The 16,359-nt window shown below is 40.0% G+C and carries 13 protein-coding genes; 3 read left to right on the top strand and 10 right to left on the bottom strand.

Going from position 1 to position 16,359, the window contains the following annotated elements; translation table 11 throughout:
• The first annotated feature begins 4 nt into the window (after positions 1-4).
• Both OCV20_RS17515 and OCV20_RS17510 read left to right on the top strand, forming a co-directional pair.
• Positions 5-451 (top strand): hypothetical protein, encoded by a 447-nt coding sequence (locus OCV20_RS17515; RefSeq protein ID WP_102484173.1) that lies wholly within the window; start codon positions 5-7, stop codon positions 449-451.
• Between the two features lie 379 nt (positions 452-830).
• A complete protein-coding gene (locus tag OCV20_RS17510) occupies positions 831-2,468 on the top strand; it encodes a KAP family P-loop NTPase fold protein (RefSeq protein WP_102484172.1) in 1,638 nt (545 codons plus the stop codon).
• Positions 2,469-2,956: 488 nt separating this feature from the next.
• Here OCV20_RS17510 and OCV20_RS17505 read toward each other — a convergent pair whose 3' ends face one another.
• The 9 genes from OCV20_RS17505 to OCV20_RS17465 form a co-directional block, all read right to left on the bottom strand.
• Positions 2,957-3,814 carry an SEC-C metal-binding domain-containing protein gene (locus OCV20_RS17505; RefSeq protein ID WP_102484171.1) on the bottom strand — a complete coding sequence of 286 codons (858 nt, stop codon included), beginning with the start codon at positions 3,812-3,814 and terminating at the stop codon, positions 2,957-2,959.
• Between the two features lie 2 nt (positions 3,815-3,816).
• Entirely contained in the window at positions 3,817-4,203 is a 387-nt protein-coding gene (locus tag OCV20_RS17500) for a hypothetical protein (RefSeq protein ID WP_102484170.1), read from the bottom strand.
• A 306-nt stretch (positions 4,204-4,509) separates the two neighbouring features.
• Positions 4,510-5,295, bottom strand: coding sequence for a hypothetical protein (locus tag OCV20_RS17495; RefSeq protein WP_252735192.1), 786 nt, complete (start codon positions 5,293-5,295; stop codon positions 4,510-4,512).
• A 193-nt stretch (positions 5,296-5,488) separates the two neighbouring features.
• Positions 5,489-7,984, bottom strand: a complete 2,496-nt coding sequence (locus OCV20_RS17490) for a hypothetical protein (protein WP_261881531.1) — start codon at positions 7,982-7,984, stop codon at positions 5,489-5,491.
• A complete protein-coding gene (locus tag OCV20_RS17485) occupies positions 7,968-8,261 on the bottom strand; it encodes a hypothetical protein (RefSeq protein WP_261881478.1) in 294 nt (97 codons plus the stop codon). Before OCV20_RS17485 ends, OCV20_RS17490 begins: the two co-directional genes overlap by 17 nt.
• A gap of 233 nt (positions 8,262-8,494) precedes the next feature.
• Positions 8,495-9,259: a hypothetical protein gene (locus tag OCV20_RS17480; protein ID WP_102484166.1), complete on the bottom strand. Its 765-nt coding sequence runs from the start codon at positions 9,257-9,259 to the stop codon at positions 8,495-8,497.
• 151 nt (positions 9,260-9,410) lie between these two features.
• Complete coding sequence (locus tag OCV20_RS17475) at positions 9,411-10,484, bottom strand: hypothetical protein (RefSeq protein WP_261881477.1); 1,074 nt, start codon at positions 10,482-10,484, stop codon at positions 9,411-9,413.
• A 318-nt stretch (positions 10,485-10,802) separates the two neighbouring features.
• A complete protein-coding gene (locus OCV20_RS17470) occupies positions 10,803-11,192 on the bottom strand; it encodes a hypothetical protein (RefSeq protein ID WP_102484164.1) in 390 nt (129 codons plus the stop codon).
• Positions 11,193-11,384: 192 nt separating this feature from the next.
• Complete coding sequence (locus OCV20_RS17465; RefSeq protein WP_261881476.1) at positions 11,385-11,876, bottom strand: hypothetical protein; 492 nt, start codon at positions 11,874-11,876, stop codon at positions 11,385-11,387.
• 597 nt (positions 11,877-12,473) lie between these two features.
• Between OCV20_RS17465 and OCV20_RS17460 the strand changes: the two genes are divergently transcribed.
• Positions 12,474-15,026, top strand: coding sequence for an AAA family ATPase (locus OCV20_RS17460; RefSeq protein WP_261881475.1), 2,553 nt, complete (start codon positions 12,474-12,476; stop codon positions 15,024-15,026).
• A 393-nt stretch (positions 15,027-15,419) separates the two neighbouring features.
• On the opposite strand, the gene OCV20_RS17455 is transcribed toward OCV20_RS17460, so the two are convergent.
• The gene (locus OCV20_RS17455; protein WP_261881474.1) at positions 15,420-16,010 is read right to left on the bottom strand and encodes a hypothetical protein; all 591 of its coding nucleotides are present in this window, start codon (positions 16,008-16,010) and stop codon (positions 15,420-15,422) included.
• Between the last annotated feature and the right edge of the window lie 349 nt (positions 16,011-16,359).

Below are 16,359 nucleotides of genomic sequence, written 5' to 3'. Positions count from 1 at the left end.
AGTTATGAGCGAAGCAGCAGTCGAGAGATTCCAATCAGCTTTGGCTCGCCTTTTAGATGGCAAGCCAGAGAGAGTGAAAGCATCAGGTCGCCTGACATTAAATAAAATCAACCGAGAAGCAGGACTTGGGCAAAGCTACATTCATAAGTTCAAGGACTTCATTAAAGATGTTGCCAACCCTGCAATTGCTAAATACAACGCAGAGTTAGATACCCCTCAACCACCTCAAGCAAAAGATTCTGATAAAGAGGATGAGTGTGAAGTCGATAAACTCAGAGAGGAACTCAAACGAGAAAGAGGACTCAAGGATAAATACCGCAAAGAGTTAAATGATGTTAAAACTATAAATGAGGAGCTTGAAACACTTAATAAATCCCTTATGTTTCGAGTGTACGAACTACAAGAGGAGTTTGGTGAACGAGTCTATGAAATTGCAGAACGCAAAAAGTAGCCTTTGTAGTGGCATAGTTGGTATGTAATGGAGTTAGGTGTGATGGCTTATACTCGATCTCACACATTCGCTTGTTTTTCACGACTAAATCGAGCAAGTCGGCCTGCTAGTATCGCAACTCACTTCTAGACAGAAGCTATTTAGGACTAAAATCCATTAGTTATTATAATGGGGAAAAGTGGGCAACAAGCTGTCCAGCAAAGTTCCCTTCCTCTCTCCCTCTGTGGTTTTTTCTCCCTGTGTCTTTCCCTGTTTTTCACTCTTGCTGTACCCATGATTACGACAGCCATCAAGTAATTGCATTGGATTATATGCATCAGATTGATTTTCATGATGAAAAGTTAGACCATACAGACAGTTAAAATGCATCGGAGTTTATATGCCAAGCAACGTAGTTATTAATTGGAGTCAGCCAGTCGATATTGATGGTGCTCACTATCCCAAAGACACGCTAAACCGAGCTAAATACGCTCAGTACCTATCAAACTTTCTTGCATCTAAAGGCTATGACGAGAGCAGAGACGGTGAAGACAAGAAGCGTAATTACGTACTCAACCTGAACTCCGAATGGGGCAGCGGTAAGACGTACTTTCTTAAACGCTGGGCAGAAGACCTCAAAGCACATCATCCTGTTGTCTACGTTGATGCATGGCAGCAGGACTATTCAGATGACCCGCTGATGACGGTGATTTCATCAATGGTAAGTCAGTTGAGAGAGCAAGCTGGTAGAGCTGAGGACAATACTGCGATCAGTGTAATTGGCAAAGCTGGCGGTCTATTTAAGGCTCTAGCTCCAGCATTAGTCGGTGGCGTGACTAAGAAGTTTACCGGTATTGATTTTGCTGCTGTTATGAATGACGCAGAAGGAGCAAGTGCAGAGTCAGACATCAAGGATGAAGACGGCAATGCTTTGGACATGAGTGCTGCTGCGTCTAAAGCTGTGCAGTACATGTTAGATGAACATGAAGGCAAGGCGAAAGCCATTTCTGCATTGAAACAGAGTGTGAGTCAGTGGTTGGAAGCAGTTAAAGGTTTTACGGATAAACAATATCCAGCCTTTGTCTTCATTGATGAATTAGACCGTTGTCGCCCTAGCTATGCCGTTGAAATGCTGGAGACCATTAAGCACATCTTCGACATTAAAGGCGTAGTGTTTGTTGTAGCAACTGATACAAGGCAGCTTCAGCATGCGGTGAAGGTAGTCTATGGACAGGGATTTGATGCAGATATCTATCTGGGGCGTTTCTTTAATACACGATACGCACTGAAGAAAATGCCGTTGAAAGAACTACTGTCAGTCCATTGTGATTTAGACAAGCTTTCATTGAACGCTTTGATCCAAAAAGGAATTGGGATCTGGCCAAAACCTATGGATGTTAACGTGCACTTTGAAAACCTTTCCACCATTTATCGCGCACTAAAACTATCAGAAAGAGAATCAATTCAAATAACAGAAAGACTGGTGTCCATTGTCGATAACCTAGGTTCTGAAAGGTCTTTAGATGTTTATTATTTGGCTGTTTTAATGTGTTTGAAGGAAAAACACTTTAGGCTCTATGATCAGCTTCAGCATGTACCAATGATGTCTAAACACCTTGAGTACCAAGGCTCGCCAATGGAGAGGTTTGATCAACTACTTAACTGGGGTGGAGTAACGTTGAAGCTCGTTGCCGATGTTGATGATTACACTTATTCCGCATTTTCAGACGTTCATCCGATTTATGTATCTTTCCAAAATTCGGTCTACGACATCGAGATTCGCTCCCTGTTTGAGAGGATACATACTCATCATTTTGATGCAGAGCTTGCGAGAGTTGTCTGTACCAGAGCACAAGAAAACCTAAAGGCTACGGCTACTGAAGTGTCCGAACCACTAAGGGGGCCTGACAAGCTAAGAGAAATATTCATCAGACATCAGGGAGATATTGTTTCGCTTGGTTTGAAGTATGAGGGAGTGAAAAGTAGATACTCATTCTACAAAGACCTCGTAGAACTCAGTACTGCTTTGGACATTTAACCCATGTTCTCCGGCTGTCAGACAAGGCATTTCACATTGCACCTGACAGCCCGTCTGCAAGGGTCATTTCCTTCTAAGACGACGATAGCTTTCGATAAGATATTGAAGGCTATCCAAGCCTTAACGCTTGTTTTGCTTTTACAAACTGTGTGACTTTGTTGATTGGGTGAATGTACTTGCAAACAGGCGTGATGCACATCTGAAAACTGCGTTACTGGCTTACTTTGACAATGAAGTGCAAGGTACTCAACTAGAATGGAAGACGTCAGTGGCTGACTGGGACTACTAACAATGCTTTTCTTAATCAGCCTGTCCTTATTCTGTCATCGACACATGTTTGGCATTAGGAAATCTAACGAAAATTATCGGTGTGAGACTGATGTGATTTACTTTCGCCAACAAGAAATGGGCATATCTGTTTTAGCCAACATAAGTAAGTGCCCAAACGTGCTTAAGACAACATCCAATTACGATGCAGATACTCACGTTTAATTCTTCGTAGACAACAATGGATTTGAATTGATATCTATTAACTTAAAGTGTGCATGGCGTAACGTCCTTTTATTTACACAACATTTCTTAAACTTTTTACCACTTCCACAAAAACAATGATCGTTCGGAGATGAGTCGATATATTTTTCATTTGGCTTGTCAAATTCAATTTTAAGTATTTGTGTGAAACCTAAAGGAGTTAACTTGTTTTCGATGATATACCCAACGATTTTTTTCAAAACAGCCATTCCTGCCTGCCCATCATCTGGATTTAGCACACAACGTTTATCGCTTGGATTTTCAACGATTGCAACGTGATCTAACTCTTTGACGTTCCTTATGATAGCGTATGCTAACTCACCGCCATACAATTCCCCTTTTAAATGTTTGCAATCAAGAGAATCCATATCATTACCACATATGCTGCACTCGTATTGTTCAACGACAGCACCGATGCTTGAAAATAATTTGTATGGGTAGATTTGTTCAATGGATAAAAGTTGTTTCTCAAAAAAAGATACTGAGTCACATTGACCGTAATAAAAACGCTTTATAAGTCTCAAACCGTCAAGAGAGTCTTGCAATTTACACCATGCGTCATAGAAACGGTGTTGCAAAACTAGGCTCCAGAAGCTAGAAATATTTTTTAATACTCTGAACAAGCAGGCTTCGATATATACTTTATTTTTATCTTCTAAAAGCACATTACACTTGAGTAACTCAAGTTCGGTGATCACACGCTCAGCGATGTCACTGGCATCTTCAAAAAATTTCAAATCGATCAGCTTTATAACCTTTAAAGCATAATACTCAGTGTCAATGCTATTGTTCCAATCGTTAAACAAACTAAGCAATTTTAATCCTTAAAGAATTCATTCAAGTTAAAGCTGCCAACCTTTTCTCTATAAAGTGACTCAGGGCCCTTGAATTCAAAAATTTTTTCAGTCCCTGTCTGACTATCTTTGATATGGCAGCGGACACTAACTTCATTCTTGTCTGTCGCCAAATCTCCACGGAATTTGAAGTTGAGATATTCAACCGTTAGGTTAAGGTAGTTTAATAAATCAGGTTCACTGATTAACGTCACCAGTGGCAGAATTAGGGAGCTGTCGTTAAGTTTTAGCTTAGGTTGATTAGCAGGGAGTTTTACTTCAATTGATGGCTGATGTTGGTTAATCCATTTACAAAACAACCCCGCTTCAGATGCTATCGATCCATTTTCAATATTTATTTCTAAGTACATAAAATCATCCCTCAAATCTAGAAGTGAATTGTCTCACAAATAATTAGATATTTTGTAGCATAAAAAAAAGTGTGTCCCAAATCTGCGGCTGGCAAACTTTGGGGCACTTTTGTGCTTAAAAGTGCCACGGGTAAAAATTCAGCGTACGAATATTCTGGACAGAAACGTGTCAGTGACTTTGCTAATTTAGCATATTACGGATAACCCGAGGTATTGTAATGACTCATACAAAATCGCCTGAACTACTACACTAATTCTGACCACGTAGCCAAATTAGCTATGCCACTACACAATTGAACCGGTTATTTAGCACTTGTAGCAGTAGTCAACAATTTCGTTGAACCCTACCTCTTCACGCACTAGCTTCACCTCCAATTCATTCAGATGCGCGATGCTAGGCAGTTCATCACTTCCCGATATTTCAACCGAAAAATCAGCGTTGTAACCTTTGCCAACCCTCGATAGTTCACCACTGATCTTATCTAGAATGTTGTCTCTTAGCTTTAACTGGTTTCGCCGAAACCGGATCAATCGATGACAATCGAAAAAGTCTGAGCGCTTTGATGAGTCATATTTTCTACCGTTCCAACCGGTATCCCGCGTAGCTCGATATAAGGCGCGATCTTGTGTATCGTTCCAAAGTCGAAAATCGAAATGATTTGTCGGGTTTGGATTTTCATGTGTAGCCTGAGGGGGGCAAAAGGCCTCCTCATATTTATATTTGTCAAGGACTGTTAAAGTTCGGTTCTGTGTGGATAGTATGCGCTTGACTGAATCGGGCATGTCAAAGTGCATTACTTTAGTTGCATCCAAGAAACGTATTTCTCTCGGAAGTTCCTCCTTATCCCGACTCAAGTGCCTTTCCCTGCGTTTGGGCACCCATTGAATATACTTACCCAATAGATGTACAACGCCGACTGAGCTAAATGAAGCTATATGTATTTTCTCCTGAACCGTATCATCAAATAGGTAATAGTATGCTCTTCCGGACCAAATTAGCGACTGCGCTATTTCCTCTACCAACTCACGTATTGTTTCATCAACCGAACGTGGTGCGTATTTCGCCTTAACATTTCCAAGTAGCTTTTTCATGAGTTCGTCGTCATTTGATACGATCTCGAATAGGTTACCGCGTCGGTGGTTAATCGGCCTGAACAATCTTGCAAAGTCCTCATCAAACATCCTGCGATTCAAGTCAGGTCTCTCCCGTTCGAGTTTGACAAAAAGTCGATCAATGAACCCGAGATGTGCGTCATAAATGTGGTAACGACACATAGGCTTGGCTCTATATATCTTCATGCGAAACCTCTTCACTTTCTTCAAGCAACCTTTGAGAAAGACTGGAAATGTTATAGTCAATCTCGAAGTCAAGTGGATCGAGTTGCGGAACAATCTGTTTTGCAAAGAACAGATGAGACGCATCTGAAAGCGACCTTAAGAACTCTCTAACGATTATATTTGGGTGCTGTACCCCTTGTACCATGCCCATTTGATCCCCGAAACCATCTTGTCTCGCGCGATGTTCAAGCGACATTTTCCAGTTAATTCGGATCATTCCACGCGGCGATGCATTCATACTAAAGCTGTGCGGATTTGAAAGGACCAACATTCTCTTTAAGTACTGTTGTTTGTCAGTAGCCTGCTCTATCCAAGTATCGAATTTGGCAAGAGCTATTTCTGACAACTTATCATTGTTAAAGTATGCACCGTAGAGGATGGCAAAGCCTAAGACTGACGCCAGATCATTGATCACGGTTGAAATAAGATGAAGTCGGAACTCTTGATTTATATCCAGTGATGGGTCCACGAACTTCGAATCCGCCGCGAGAAATGCAAGAGACATGAACATTGGTAGAACTTTACCCAACTTACTTTCATCGTTTTGTTCAAGCGCACTTATACATGCTTCGGCTAATTCGAAGTAGATCTGTCCAAAATGATCCGGCAATTCATCGTTTTGCTTGGGTTCGAAGATATGTTCAACCATTACTCCACTACCGAGCCGGGTAATCGCATCATCTCGCGCAGAAGCAAGCTTCAGAATCATATCTACAGTGTCTATCTCAGGCAGTTTGTAGTGATCTTCAGTATAGTGCTCATACTCATGATACCTGCCCAAGAGTTCGGATAGTTCATCGAACCAGCGTGGTAGTTTCCAATGATCATGTAAGTTAGCTAAGGTAACCTGCGTCGCAGCCTCGGGCATTTTAAATTTTGTCAGTGACTCCACAAAATCCGGAATCAAAACCTGTTGGATGTCGCATATCGTGGGCAAGACTTTTACGTAGTGCAATAACAGCTTTTGAACTGCCAACTGTTGGACGTATTTGGGCTTGGATAGGCGCTGTCCTTCAATCTCTTGTTCAAACTCAATTCTGTCAACGATGAAGGCGAGCTCTACCTGCATAAAAGCAGGTAGACTACGCAGAGATTGTTCAGTCCACTCGTCTGTCTCGAAGAATTGTATCAACTCTTTCTCAAAGGTCATCATTCGACGTAGTGTCTCTAAGCAGAGGTTACTTACTAACGCAGCCCATGCGTCTGCTATTCCAATCTTAATCTTTGCCACTTCATCATCAACCATGTTCGATGAAGCGAAAGCCTGTTCAATGATTTCTTTGAACCTTTTGAGCTCTTGTATGCCGGCTTCAAACTGAAACTGTGCTGTATAAGCCGAAATACGGTTCGAGAAGCGACCGATGAGGTTCAATGCCAGTTCGAAGTCACCGACTTGGAATGCAAGCTCAACATGATCTGACAATTTAGTGGTGATTTCGTTTTCCAGCCATTGGTGATTAGCTTTTTCTTCAATCAGCGGCTGCTGACTACTCATTTGCAGCGCCATAGAGGTTGCGCTGTCTCCCGCAAAAAACCATTGCTTGTGCGAGTGTCGTCTTGGAAACCAATAGCTGTCTTGATCTATTGTATGTTTGCGTTGTAGGTAGTGCAGAAGCAAAGCCGTATAGTCATCGGCCAATGCAGGCAAATTATCTCTCAAACCCTCTTTGTCAGCTTTCACACGATCATCAATGTATGAGAGCTGCTCCAGAGCCTGTCGCGCAGCCTTCGAATGATGGTTAGCCAATGAAATTGAGTTCTTGCGGTTCGCAGCACCTTCTATGTGGCGTGCAATGTATGGGAGTATCTCGCTGCGGACCAATAAGTTGAGATCAAAAAAATTGAATAGCCTCTGGCCCAATGGAAACAAGGCCAAAGCACCTAACAAAGTCAAAACTGTACCGATGATATAAACGAACAAGCCGGGTTCACACCCAAACATAGGCATGGCCGTTGCTGTCAAACAGAATATCGCTGCAAGCACCACTACCCGAGAATACACGCTCCCTACCTGCTCGTTGGTGAGCATTTGTATGATATCCCGGCGAAGTTTTGTATAGCCGGCACTCAGTATAATTCCAATTGTAGCGAAATAGATTGAATATATCGTTGTGAGCAGTTGGGCGTATAATCTGAGTTGTTCGATATTAAACTTTTTATCTTCTGCACTGAGTGGTGGGATTAAAGACAAATTACTTCTGATATAACCCTCAACAAAAATCAGAGTCGCCAGACACAAAAGAACCCCCAAAAGGCTTTTTGCTCCAATCCATGCGAAAGAGCCTAAAATACGGATGTTTGCCTTTGATTTGGTGACAGAAGCGCTCACGTGGTACGCGTTGCGCTCGAAAATAAAACCAAGCTTTCCCATCCATGCTCGTAGCTTCCAAAACCGAGACTTGGAACTCACCCAGATTTTCAGATGATCAATCAAAAAAATCACCCTCGTTTCTTTCAAATTTTCTAAGCAAAATGTCACACTCATTCTGTGCTCTATCCATCAAGCCCAGTCCAATATTAAGAACGGAAAGCTTAAGGGCTTCATAACCCACCGAGCAAATACATACATCTACTAGATGTTCACATAGCCACGTAGGCCAAAAAACTTTCTCTTGGTTACTAGGCTGCCAAGTAGTTTCAGCATCACCATCTAGACCATGAACAAAGACGATGTGTTTTGTAGCTGAAATATTTCTAGCCATCATTCTTAGAACAGCCATTACGACCTCGGGTTTGGATATGACATTACACACTCATAATATCATATGTCCTGATTAGAGAATAAAGGTTAAATCAATCACTTTGGTATTCACAAGCGATTAATTCCATCGAGTAGACGACACCTGTTGCCAAATTCGGCGTGAGCACGTCCTTGGACAGAAACAATTTAGATCTGATGCTCTAAAGCGTTTCTGTCAGATTAGGAAAAGTATGTTTATCCCTTGATCGTTTGTTATGTGCCTTTTCCCGCGTACTGTTCATTTACGATGCCCTTAGCAGACTCTACTGCTTCGCCAACATTATTAAATGATTGTTTATAGAAATAGAAAAAGGCAATACTAAACGCGGCTAACTCGATGAAAATATAGTTATTTGTTGAGTGAAAGAAATTAAAATCTTCGTTTTTGGTATGGATTACACAAAGAGAGTTAAGCCTGTCCGCCTTAGATTTAACGCTTAAAACGTTTAAAGCCGAGCGAAGGTTTGAGAAAACCTTCGCAGGACTAGTTTCCATTGGTCCTTGGAACATAGCAATTGGCATTTTACCTATATACGGAATGTAATCAGCACCTTTTACTTTGTTTAAATTTCTCCGAAGGTCAAGAACCTGAAACTTATACTCTAAAGTCTCTAACCACAATATAACTAGCTCTAAAGTTTCCTGAGAAAACTCTTGATGACGAACATCTATTCTTTCAAATTCATGTTTTAAATGCCGCTCCAATAAGCCAAGGAGATTTGAATTACAATCTTTGCATGCTGGCAGCGTGGTTTTATTGTAAGTTTGCGAAATGCCGTTAGTAGTTGTTTGAAAAGTACGCTTTGTACAGCGATTATAAACCCACTGGGGTATAACGTGCTCTTTGGTAAATTGCTCGTGAGAACCACAAATAATGCAGATTTCTGCTGAATGATTTGCAATGATTGCGTCAATGACTTTCTTCTTATTTGCTTTAATTTTCTTTCGAAGATGAACTAACTTCACCTGAATGCTCATTCTAGAAGCCCCCTGACTTATTCGGGCACATAACGCCAAGCACAGCAGCACTTTGCTTGCTGCATCAGAACATTGATAACTTTAAACCACAAGCGCCAAACTCATTAGTGTCTGCTGGTGCATGTTGTTATATTTTTTCACTGCAACCAAGTTATTTTTTAAATTCACCTCCTCTAAATTCGATTAAACGATGTAACTCATCATTTGTTGGTAAGTCTTTTGCTACATCATTAATATGTAAAACCGAGGAATAAAATTCATATTTATAAAATGGATTAAGACCAATTATATTACCATTTATAGTATGAGTTTTATCTTTTGTTTTTAGCGCATCATTGAACATATCAATTGATTTATCAACATTCCATTGATTAACAAAAAGAAATAGTGAACAGCATGCTTGAATGCATGAGATGTCTCTCTGTGATTTAAGCGACCATCGAAAAGTATCTAATATAGCGTTACCAAGCATATTTGATAACATATACTCGTGAGATAATTCTCTGACATCAAAAACTTTGCGCTCTCCTTTTTTAAAGAAGGACAAAACCTCTCTATCTTTGATTTTAAAATCTGGTTGCTGTGATATTTTATTTAAAGTTTTTTCATCCTCAGCTACAATCTGGTCTAAAATCAACTTATTTTTTACTGATGTTGAATCAATCTTTGGTGATAGAGCAGCATCAATATCAAGATCTTTTCTACACTTATAAACTTTATATGGAAATAACTTTTCAGAAATAGATTCAACATTAACGATATGCTCTTTTTTTAGATTAAAATGCCATTGTCTAAAATCTATCATATCCTTAACACCGATACTCTCGTTTGTTAAAGCACTAGATATTATATTGCCTATTAACTTTGTAATATGTGATTTTGATTTTTGATTAAAAAACGATTCATACGATGACGTAATATCTTTGAATGGCTTTACTGTTTTCAAATCACAATATTCATGATGAGACTCATTACCATGTCCATCGACAAATCTAAAATGAGGTTGACGAATAGCGTAATTTCTATCATTTCTAGATCCCGAAACAATTATAGCGTTAGCAACACCACAAGATGGACATATAACATCATTCTTTACGATATCTCTCTCTTCATCCGTAACTGAATTTAGTTCAGGATCAATTTTCAAATTATGACCAAGTAGAGAAAAATACTGGACTGCATCAACTTCACAATTTAATTTTTTGCTAAATACGGTTAACGCCATGACTCCCTCCGAATATACAGTGTCTTTTCAGCAAAAATTGTGTTTATAAAATTATCAGAAACTATAGATGCTATATCAGTAAGATACTGTTTTATACATTAATTCTTCTAATGCTAAAAATTACAGAACATGTCTGTATAGTCGCATTATTTCAACTAGGTTCATAATCTAACATTAGGTAAAGTAGGTCAAGAAATGACATGAGAAAGTAGTCAGGAATCAAGTACTGAATGACTTTGGGGTATTTTCGTGTTTCATGCCCCTAGGCGCACCTTCTGGACACTTCTGAGTTAACAGCTACCTTAAATGCGATGACTTCTATTTTGTCTGAAACATTTCAAGTGTCTGCATTGCTGAATAGACCATTGAGCGCTCGTGTTCGCTTACACAGCCCAAGTTAACACGTTCGATTCTGTTTATTAGGCACAAACAAACAGCAGCCTCCATCTCATGATCTGATGCTATGTTTTCTTTCATAACTTCAGCAAGATAAGCCGCAAGTGAAATCAAAGCGATGTAGAACATTTTAACTTCATGCTTTCTAGCCGTTTGCAGGTTTTCAACTGGTACAGAAGCAACAACAGCATTGATAAAGCGTTGCTTCCTTAGCGATACATTAAGTACACCATCAACTTCCTGCTCGAACTGCGCCCCAACTTCGGCTTGAACTTTCGCTGTGTACCATCTGTTCTTTAATACATTAAACATCCATCCCTCCAACCGATCTTACTTAATCTATTGGTTATGCACTATTCCCTTTCAAAGGTCTGAAGAAAGGGTGTCCGGGCTGTCCAACTCGTATAGCTTAATGTCCAATATTGATAGTTAAGATCACACCGCTGAACTTAAAAAAATCCATCATAGCCACTGAACTCCACCATACCAAAATGCCAACTGTTATCAGTTCAGCATACCTTGCTCTGATGCTCTCTTTATATTGTTTAATGGTACAGAACAACCAGCGTTGTATACACTCTGACGCTGTTCAAAATCCATCTTCAATACTTCTTGTGCTGCATAACCTACAAACTCTATATGTAGTTCAGGCTTGAACTCAGGATTTTTTCTGACCATAGATATCATTTGAGCAAACAGGTCTGAGTCAGTTTCACGACCCGATTGGTTCGCCAGTTGCCAGCATATATAAGCCATTGCCATAGGGTTTTGACTCATATCCTTGGAGACATTGTTTCTAGAGGCTTTGTCACATTTTATTTTTTGTAGCACCCATAAAGCTAGGGATTCATCAGGGCGGAATGTGCTTTTATTGTGGTTCTGTGCCCACTCTATTTGCTGACATGAACTGTAATGCTCTGGGGCTTTTGCCATTTCCCAAAAGCCATTAGCAAAAATCCAAATACAGAATGCCAAAATAAAGCCTAAATATTTCATCTAGTGCTCCTAAATCAGATTGATGCCAATGAATTGGCAAGGCTGTGATAAACAAATACTGTTTTATAAGTGGGTTTCTTGAATGATTGCGTTAGTCTATCTTGCTATCACTAATTGCAGACCTCAAGGTATATCAAACGGTTGTGTGAAACGAGAGGCAGTTTCAGGGCAAAGTGCCGATAATCTCCGCATAAGACGCTGCTTAATAGATTAAGATAATTTGGTCTAATGCGGCGCTCTTCAGGTGACTGGTTTGTTGAGGCTAAGAAGTTTAGGGGCAGTTCTGAGCTAGGTGGCACTATTTGAGAAAAGTGCCACGAGTAAAACTTCAGACCTATGAAGCCGCTGGACATAAATGAGCTACAGGCTTCGCTAAATCAGCATTTAACGAACAACCTGAGGTATTGCAAATCCTCTTATTGATTGGCCAAAATCACTCATCCACTACATGTAGGCAAACAAAGATTTAACCGCCCAATTATTTGCTCTGTATCAGGTTTTTAGATCTTACTAAAACGGTCGCATATTCACATCTACGAATGCATGCTTTAATCGTCCCTATCGAATATCAATCAAAAGTTTACCGGAGTATTGCGAATGGGTAGCGTGAGAGAAGGCATTATCAACTGGTTACATACTCAACCTTACTGGGTTCAATTGGCGGCTCAGGCCATATTAAAACAAGAAGAAATCACACAAGATAAAATCATAGAGTTTAAAGAGTTGTTAAAAACTCCAAAAGGTCAGTCATGCACCGAGGCATTAGACTTTGGACAATTCAACGAAGAATCAAGCACCGCCAATCAAATATGGATTAAGTCAATTGGTGAAGTTGAAGGTATCGACGACCTAAACCCTCGCTCTCCTTTAACCTTCGAACAGAAACTCACTGCTGTTTACGGGAATAATGGTTCTGGCAAATCAGGTTACACACGTATCCTCAAAAAGGCATGTGGAAAAAACAATGCCAATGATTTGAAACCAAATGTTTTTAAAGCGCCTCCGGCGGTGAGCAAATGTGCTATTAGTATTGATGGCGTTAGCGCGAAAAAAATTGACTGGGTTGCAAACTCGCTACCTATCCCTGAGATAAGTTCAGCAGATATTTTCGACTCTTCTACTGGAGGTCTTTACCTTGATAATGAAAATGAAGTGTCATATGTGCCGATTGATGTTCTTCTGTTTGAGAAGCTTGTGTTCGTTTCCACATCAATCAAGTCTTTACTCGATAAAGAGCAAGCTCAATTAGTAAAAATTCTACCCAACACTCCAGTAGAACTAACGCAGTCTAAATATATACGAGCAATAAACGACAGGCTTAAAGCAGACGTACCGGAAGTAACACTGAGAGAGTTTTTCAATTTTACCAATGATGACGAAAACAAACTCAATGAACTTAGTGAGCGTCTAAAAGGTGCCCCATCAAAACTAAAAGACAAGAAATCACGGGAGCTAATACAACTGACTGAACTCACTAATTCAGTTTTAGTGGCAAGCGAAAAGGTCAGTTCGCTAGTTTGTGAAAAGATTAATGAATCTAAGGCTAAACTAGAATCAGCAAAAAAAATAGCGGAGCAAGGTGCTAAAGCCCTCTCTGATGAGAACTTGCTGAATGGCATTGGAAGTCAAACTTGGAAAGCTCTTTGGGTTGCTGCGAAAGAATACTCTATGAAAGAAGCATACCCAGATGGAGAAGCCCCTTATATTGGAAATGACGCTCAGTGTGTTCTATGCCATCAACCACTTTCAGATGCAGCTAAACAACGTTTTAGGTCTTTTGAGGAACACATTCAAGGAAGCCTTGAGAAAGAAGTTAAAGCTACGCAGCTACATTTTGACAACCTAGTTAAAAAGTTACCATCAATACCAACGAAAGATGCCCTAAAGACTCAAATAGCAGCTTCAAACCTTGTCGAAGAAGAATGGCTCCCTGTCTTAAGCAAGATATGGGGAGAAATCGAAAAAGTCTCTGAGGCTCTTGTTAAGCACCCTGATACTCCAAATCAAGGATTCATATTTGAGACTTCACTTATTGCGGCGCTATCAGAAAAAAAAGAGGTGCTAGCAAAAGAAATAGAGAACCATCAAAAAGACGTAATTGCTTTCAACAAAGAGAAACTAACCAATGAGCTGAATGACTACAAAGCAAAACAATGGGCTTCAGGTTACATTGACGCCATCATTCAAGAGGTCAAAAGGCTAGAGAAATACAGGCAATATGAAGAATGGGGCAAATTGTTAGGTACCTCAAAGTTCACACGTAAAGCTGGTGAAGTATCAAAGCAAGTAATAACAGATGCTTATGTTAAGCGTTTCAACGATGAACTAAATAATCTTGGTGCAAAGAAAATCAATGTTCAGTTGTCCAAAACGCGTGTATCAAAAGGAAAAGTGATGCACAAGCTGCACTTGATGGGGGTGAACCAAAGCTTCACCCGCAGTAAGTCCCATGACATTTTAAGCGAGGGTGAGCAGCGAATAGTAAGTCTTGCTGCTTTCTTAGCTGATACTAATGGTAAACCTCAAACTACCCCGTTTATTTTTGATGACCCGATATCATCGCTAGATCAGTCATATGAGTTGTGTGTTGCAAAACGACTTGTTGATTTATCAGAATATAGGCAAGTTATTGTTTTCACACATAGAATTAGTTTATTGGGAGCCTTAAATGACCTTGGGAATCCTACATGCGTACACATAAGGCGTGAACATTGGGGCTGCGGAGAGCACGGAGTTGTACCATTGTTTGCGAAAAAACCACTTAAGGCTTTAAATGAACTGAAGAATCAAAGGTTAGCTCAAGCAAGAAAGCTATTGGATTCTCATGGTACTGAGGTTTATGCACCTCTGGCGAAATCAATTTGCAGCGACTTCAGAATTCTACTTGAAAGAGTTGTTGAAGTTGAGTTTCTAGCAGATGTAGTTCAGCGTCATCGTAGAGATGTCCAAACAAAAAATAAAATTAGTAACTTAGCGAAGATAACAATTGAGGACTGCAATCTTATTGAGCGCCTTATGGGGGAATATTCTGCGCATGAACATAGCCAGCCAAGTGAGTCACCAGTAGAGCCACCCACACCTGAGCAGCTAGATACCGATATTAATGCCGTTATTGACTGGCACACTGAGTTTAAATCTCGCAAGAACTAATACCCGTCATGAAGGTAGTTGAAGAGGTTCGCTTACCTTCATCCCCCTAATCTTGCAAGGAAAAAGCATAAGAAAAATTTGTTCACATTACGCTCAGAGCAAGGTTATTTTTGGTGTGCATAAACTCATTTCGTGGCACTTTCGAGCTAGAAAGTGCCACGGGTAAAAATTCACACGGGTATAAATTCAACCTGAGAAATTCTTGGACATTTCTGAGTTAGCGATTTTCCTAATTTAGGGGAGTACGGATAACAACAGGTATTGGAAAATCGCTTGGTGAGGTGTCCCATTTTACTGTAGCAAATCATAATTTGACTACCGTAGACACTAAACTTGAGCCAAACCAAAAATGCAAGCGAGGGAAATCTATCTTAGTCGCTTGTTAAATGACTACTAAATCTGCCCACATATTTCATACAAAGTTACGTTCTGATACGCGTATATTAACTTACGAACACTCGGGTCAGTATGGTTTTGATAAAGGGTCATTTCGCTCTCTCGTACTGGTTTACCGTCAACTAACGCGACGCTTTTACCTTGATAGATAGCCCATTCTATCGCACGTAATAGCCCTACATACATGTGTGATTTAACTAATTCAGGTGAATCCCTATAACCGTCAATTGAGTTAAGAAACACCTCAAATTCAACACCTTCATTGATTTGTTCTGGTTTCAATGCACGTAACAAGCTTTCCTTTGATTCAGCTACATATGATTTGTTTGCTGACATATTGGAGCTGACTATTTGACGTATATCTTTAACGAGAACCTCTATAGAGCTTCTCTCGGAATAATTGAGATGCAATGAAGCATCACTGACCAGAGCAGTATGTTCGATCAATTTAGAGCCTATCAAATCAAACTCCATTGAATCGCAGTCAGCGTTTGCTGATAAAGTTAAAACCAAACACATCATGCCAATAAGTAGTTTTCGCAAGGTAACTCCCAGCCATTTAACGCTTTTTAGACGGCTTTTAGCCACCTTTCATACTCCTATCATGCAGCCTTTCCAATCGCAGTATGACGCATAATTTTTAAAAAGGTTACTTCGACACTTTTTCAGATAACAACAGGTAAGGCAAATCTAAAGTCACAGATTGTGAGTGAACTTTCACGCTGAAAAGGAATGGGGCAAAAGTGTGCTAGGAGTCATTGGTAGAGGGTACTCCAGATGCCCAACACGAGTATATTGAAGGATCTTTAATCCATTTATAAACAACAATTTAAGTGTCATTTCACTGCGAGGTTTTATTGACTTTTCTTTACCGAATTTTGATGAGTAAATACAGCCGCACTACTAGGCATTGTATGTCATCTACGAAGCCACTAAA

It is taken from the genome of Vibrio coralliirubri (assembly GCF_024347375.1).
GTDB lineage: Bacteria > Pseudomonadota > Gammaproteobacteria > Enterobacterales > Vibrionaceae > Vibrio > Vibrio coralliirubri.
The sequence above is the reverse complement of the archived record's forward strand: the minus strand, read 5'-3'. Positions and strand labels throughout refer to the sequence as shown.

Bases quoted from the DNA above. Each gene is read 5' to 3' on its own strand.
- OCV20_RS17475 (WP_261881477.1), bottom strand. From the start codon at position 10,484: ATGGCGTTAACCGTATTTAGCAAAAAATTAAATTGTGAAGTTGATGCA.
- OCV20_RS17510 (WP_102484172.1), top strand. From the start codon at position 831: ATGCCAAGCAACGTAGTTATTAATTGGAGTCAGCCAGTCGATATTGAT.
- OCV20_RS17465 (WP_261881476.1), bottom strand. From the start codon at position 11,876: ATGAAATATTTAGGCTTTATTTTGGCATTCTGTATTTGGATTTTTGCT.
- OCV20_RS17480 (WP_102484166.1), bottom strand. From the start codon at position 9,259: ATGAGCATTCAGGTGAAGTTAGTTCATCTTCGAAAGAAAATTAAAGCA.
- OCV20_RS17470 (WP_102484164.1), bottom strand. From the start codon at position 11,192: ATGTTTAATGTATTAAAGAACAGATGGTACACAGCGAAAGTTCAAGCC.
- OCV20_RS17500 (WP_102484170.1), bottom strand. From the start codon at position 4,203: ATGTACTTAGAAATAAATATTGAAAATGGATCGATAGCATCTGAAGCG.
- OCV20_RS17495 (WP_252735192.1), bottom strand. From the start codon at position 5,295: ATGAAAAAGCTACTTGGAAATGTTAAGGCGAAATACGCACCACGTTCG.
- OCV20_RS17460 (WP_261881475.1), top strand. From the start codon at position 12,474: ATGGGTAGCGTGAGAGAAGGCATTATCAACTGGTTACATACTCAACCT.
- OCV20_RS17515 (WP_102484173.1), top strand. From the start codon at position 5: ATGAGCGAAGCAGCAGTCGAGAGATTCCAATCAGCTTTGGCTCGCCTT.
- OCV20_RS17485 (WP_261881478.1), bottom strand. From the start codon at position 8,261: ATGGCTGTTCTAAGAATGATGGCTAGAAATATTTCAGCTACAAAACAC.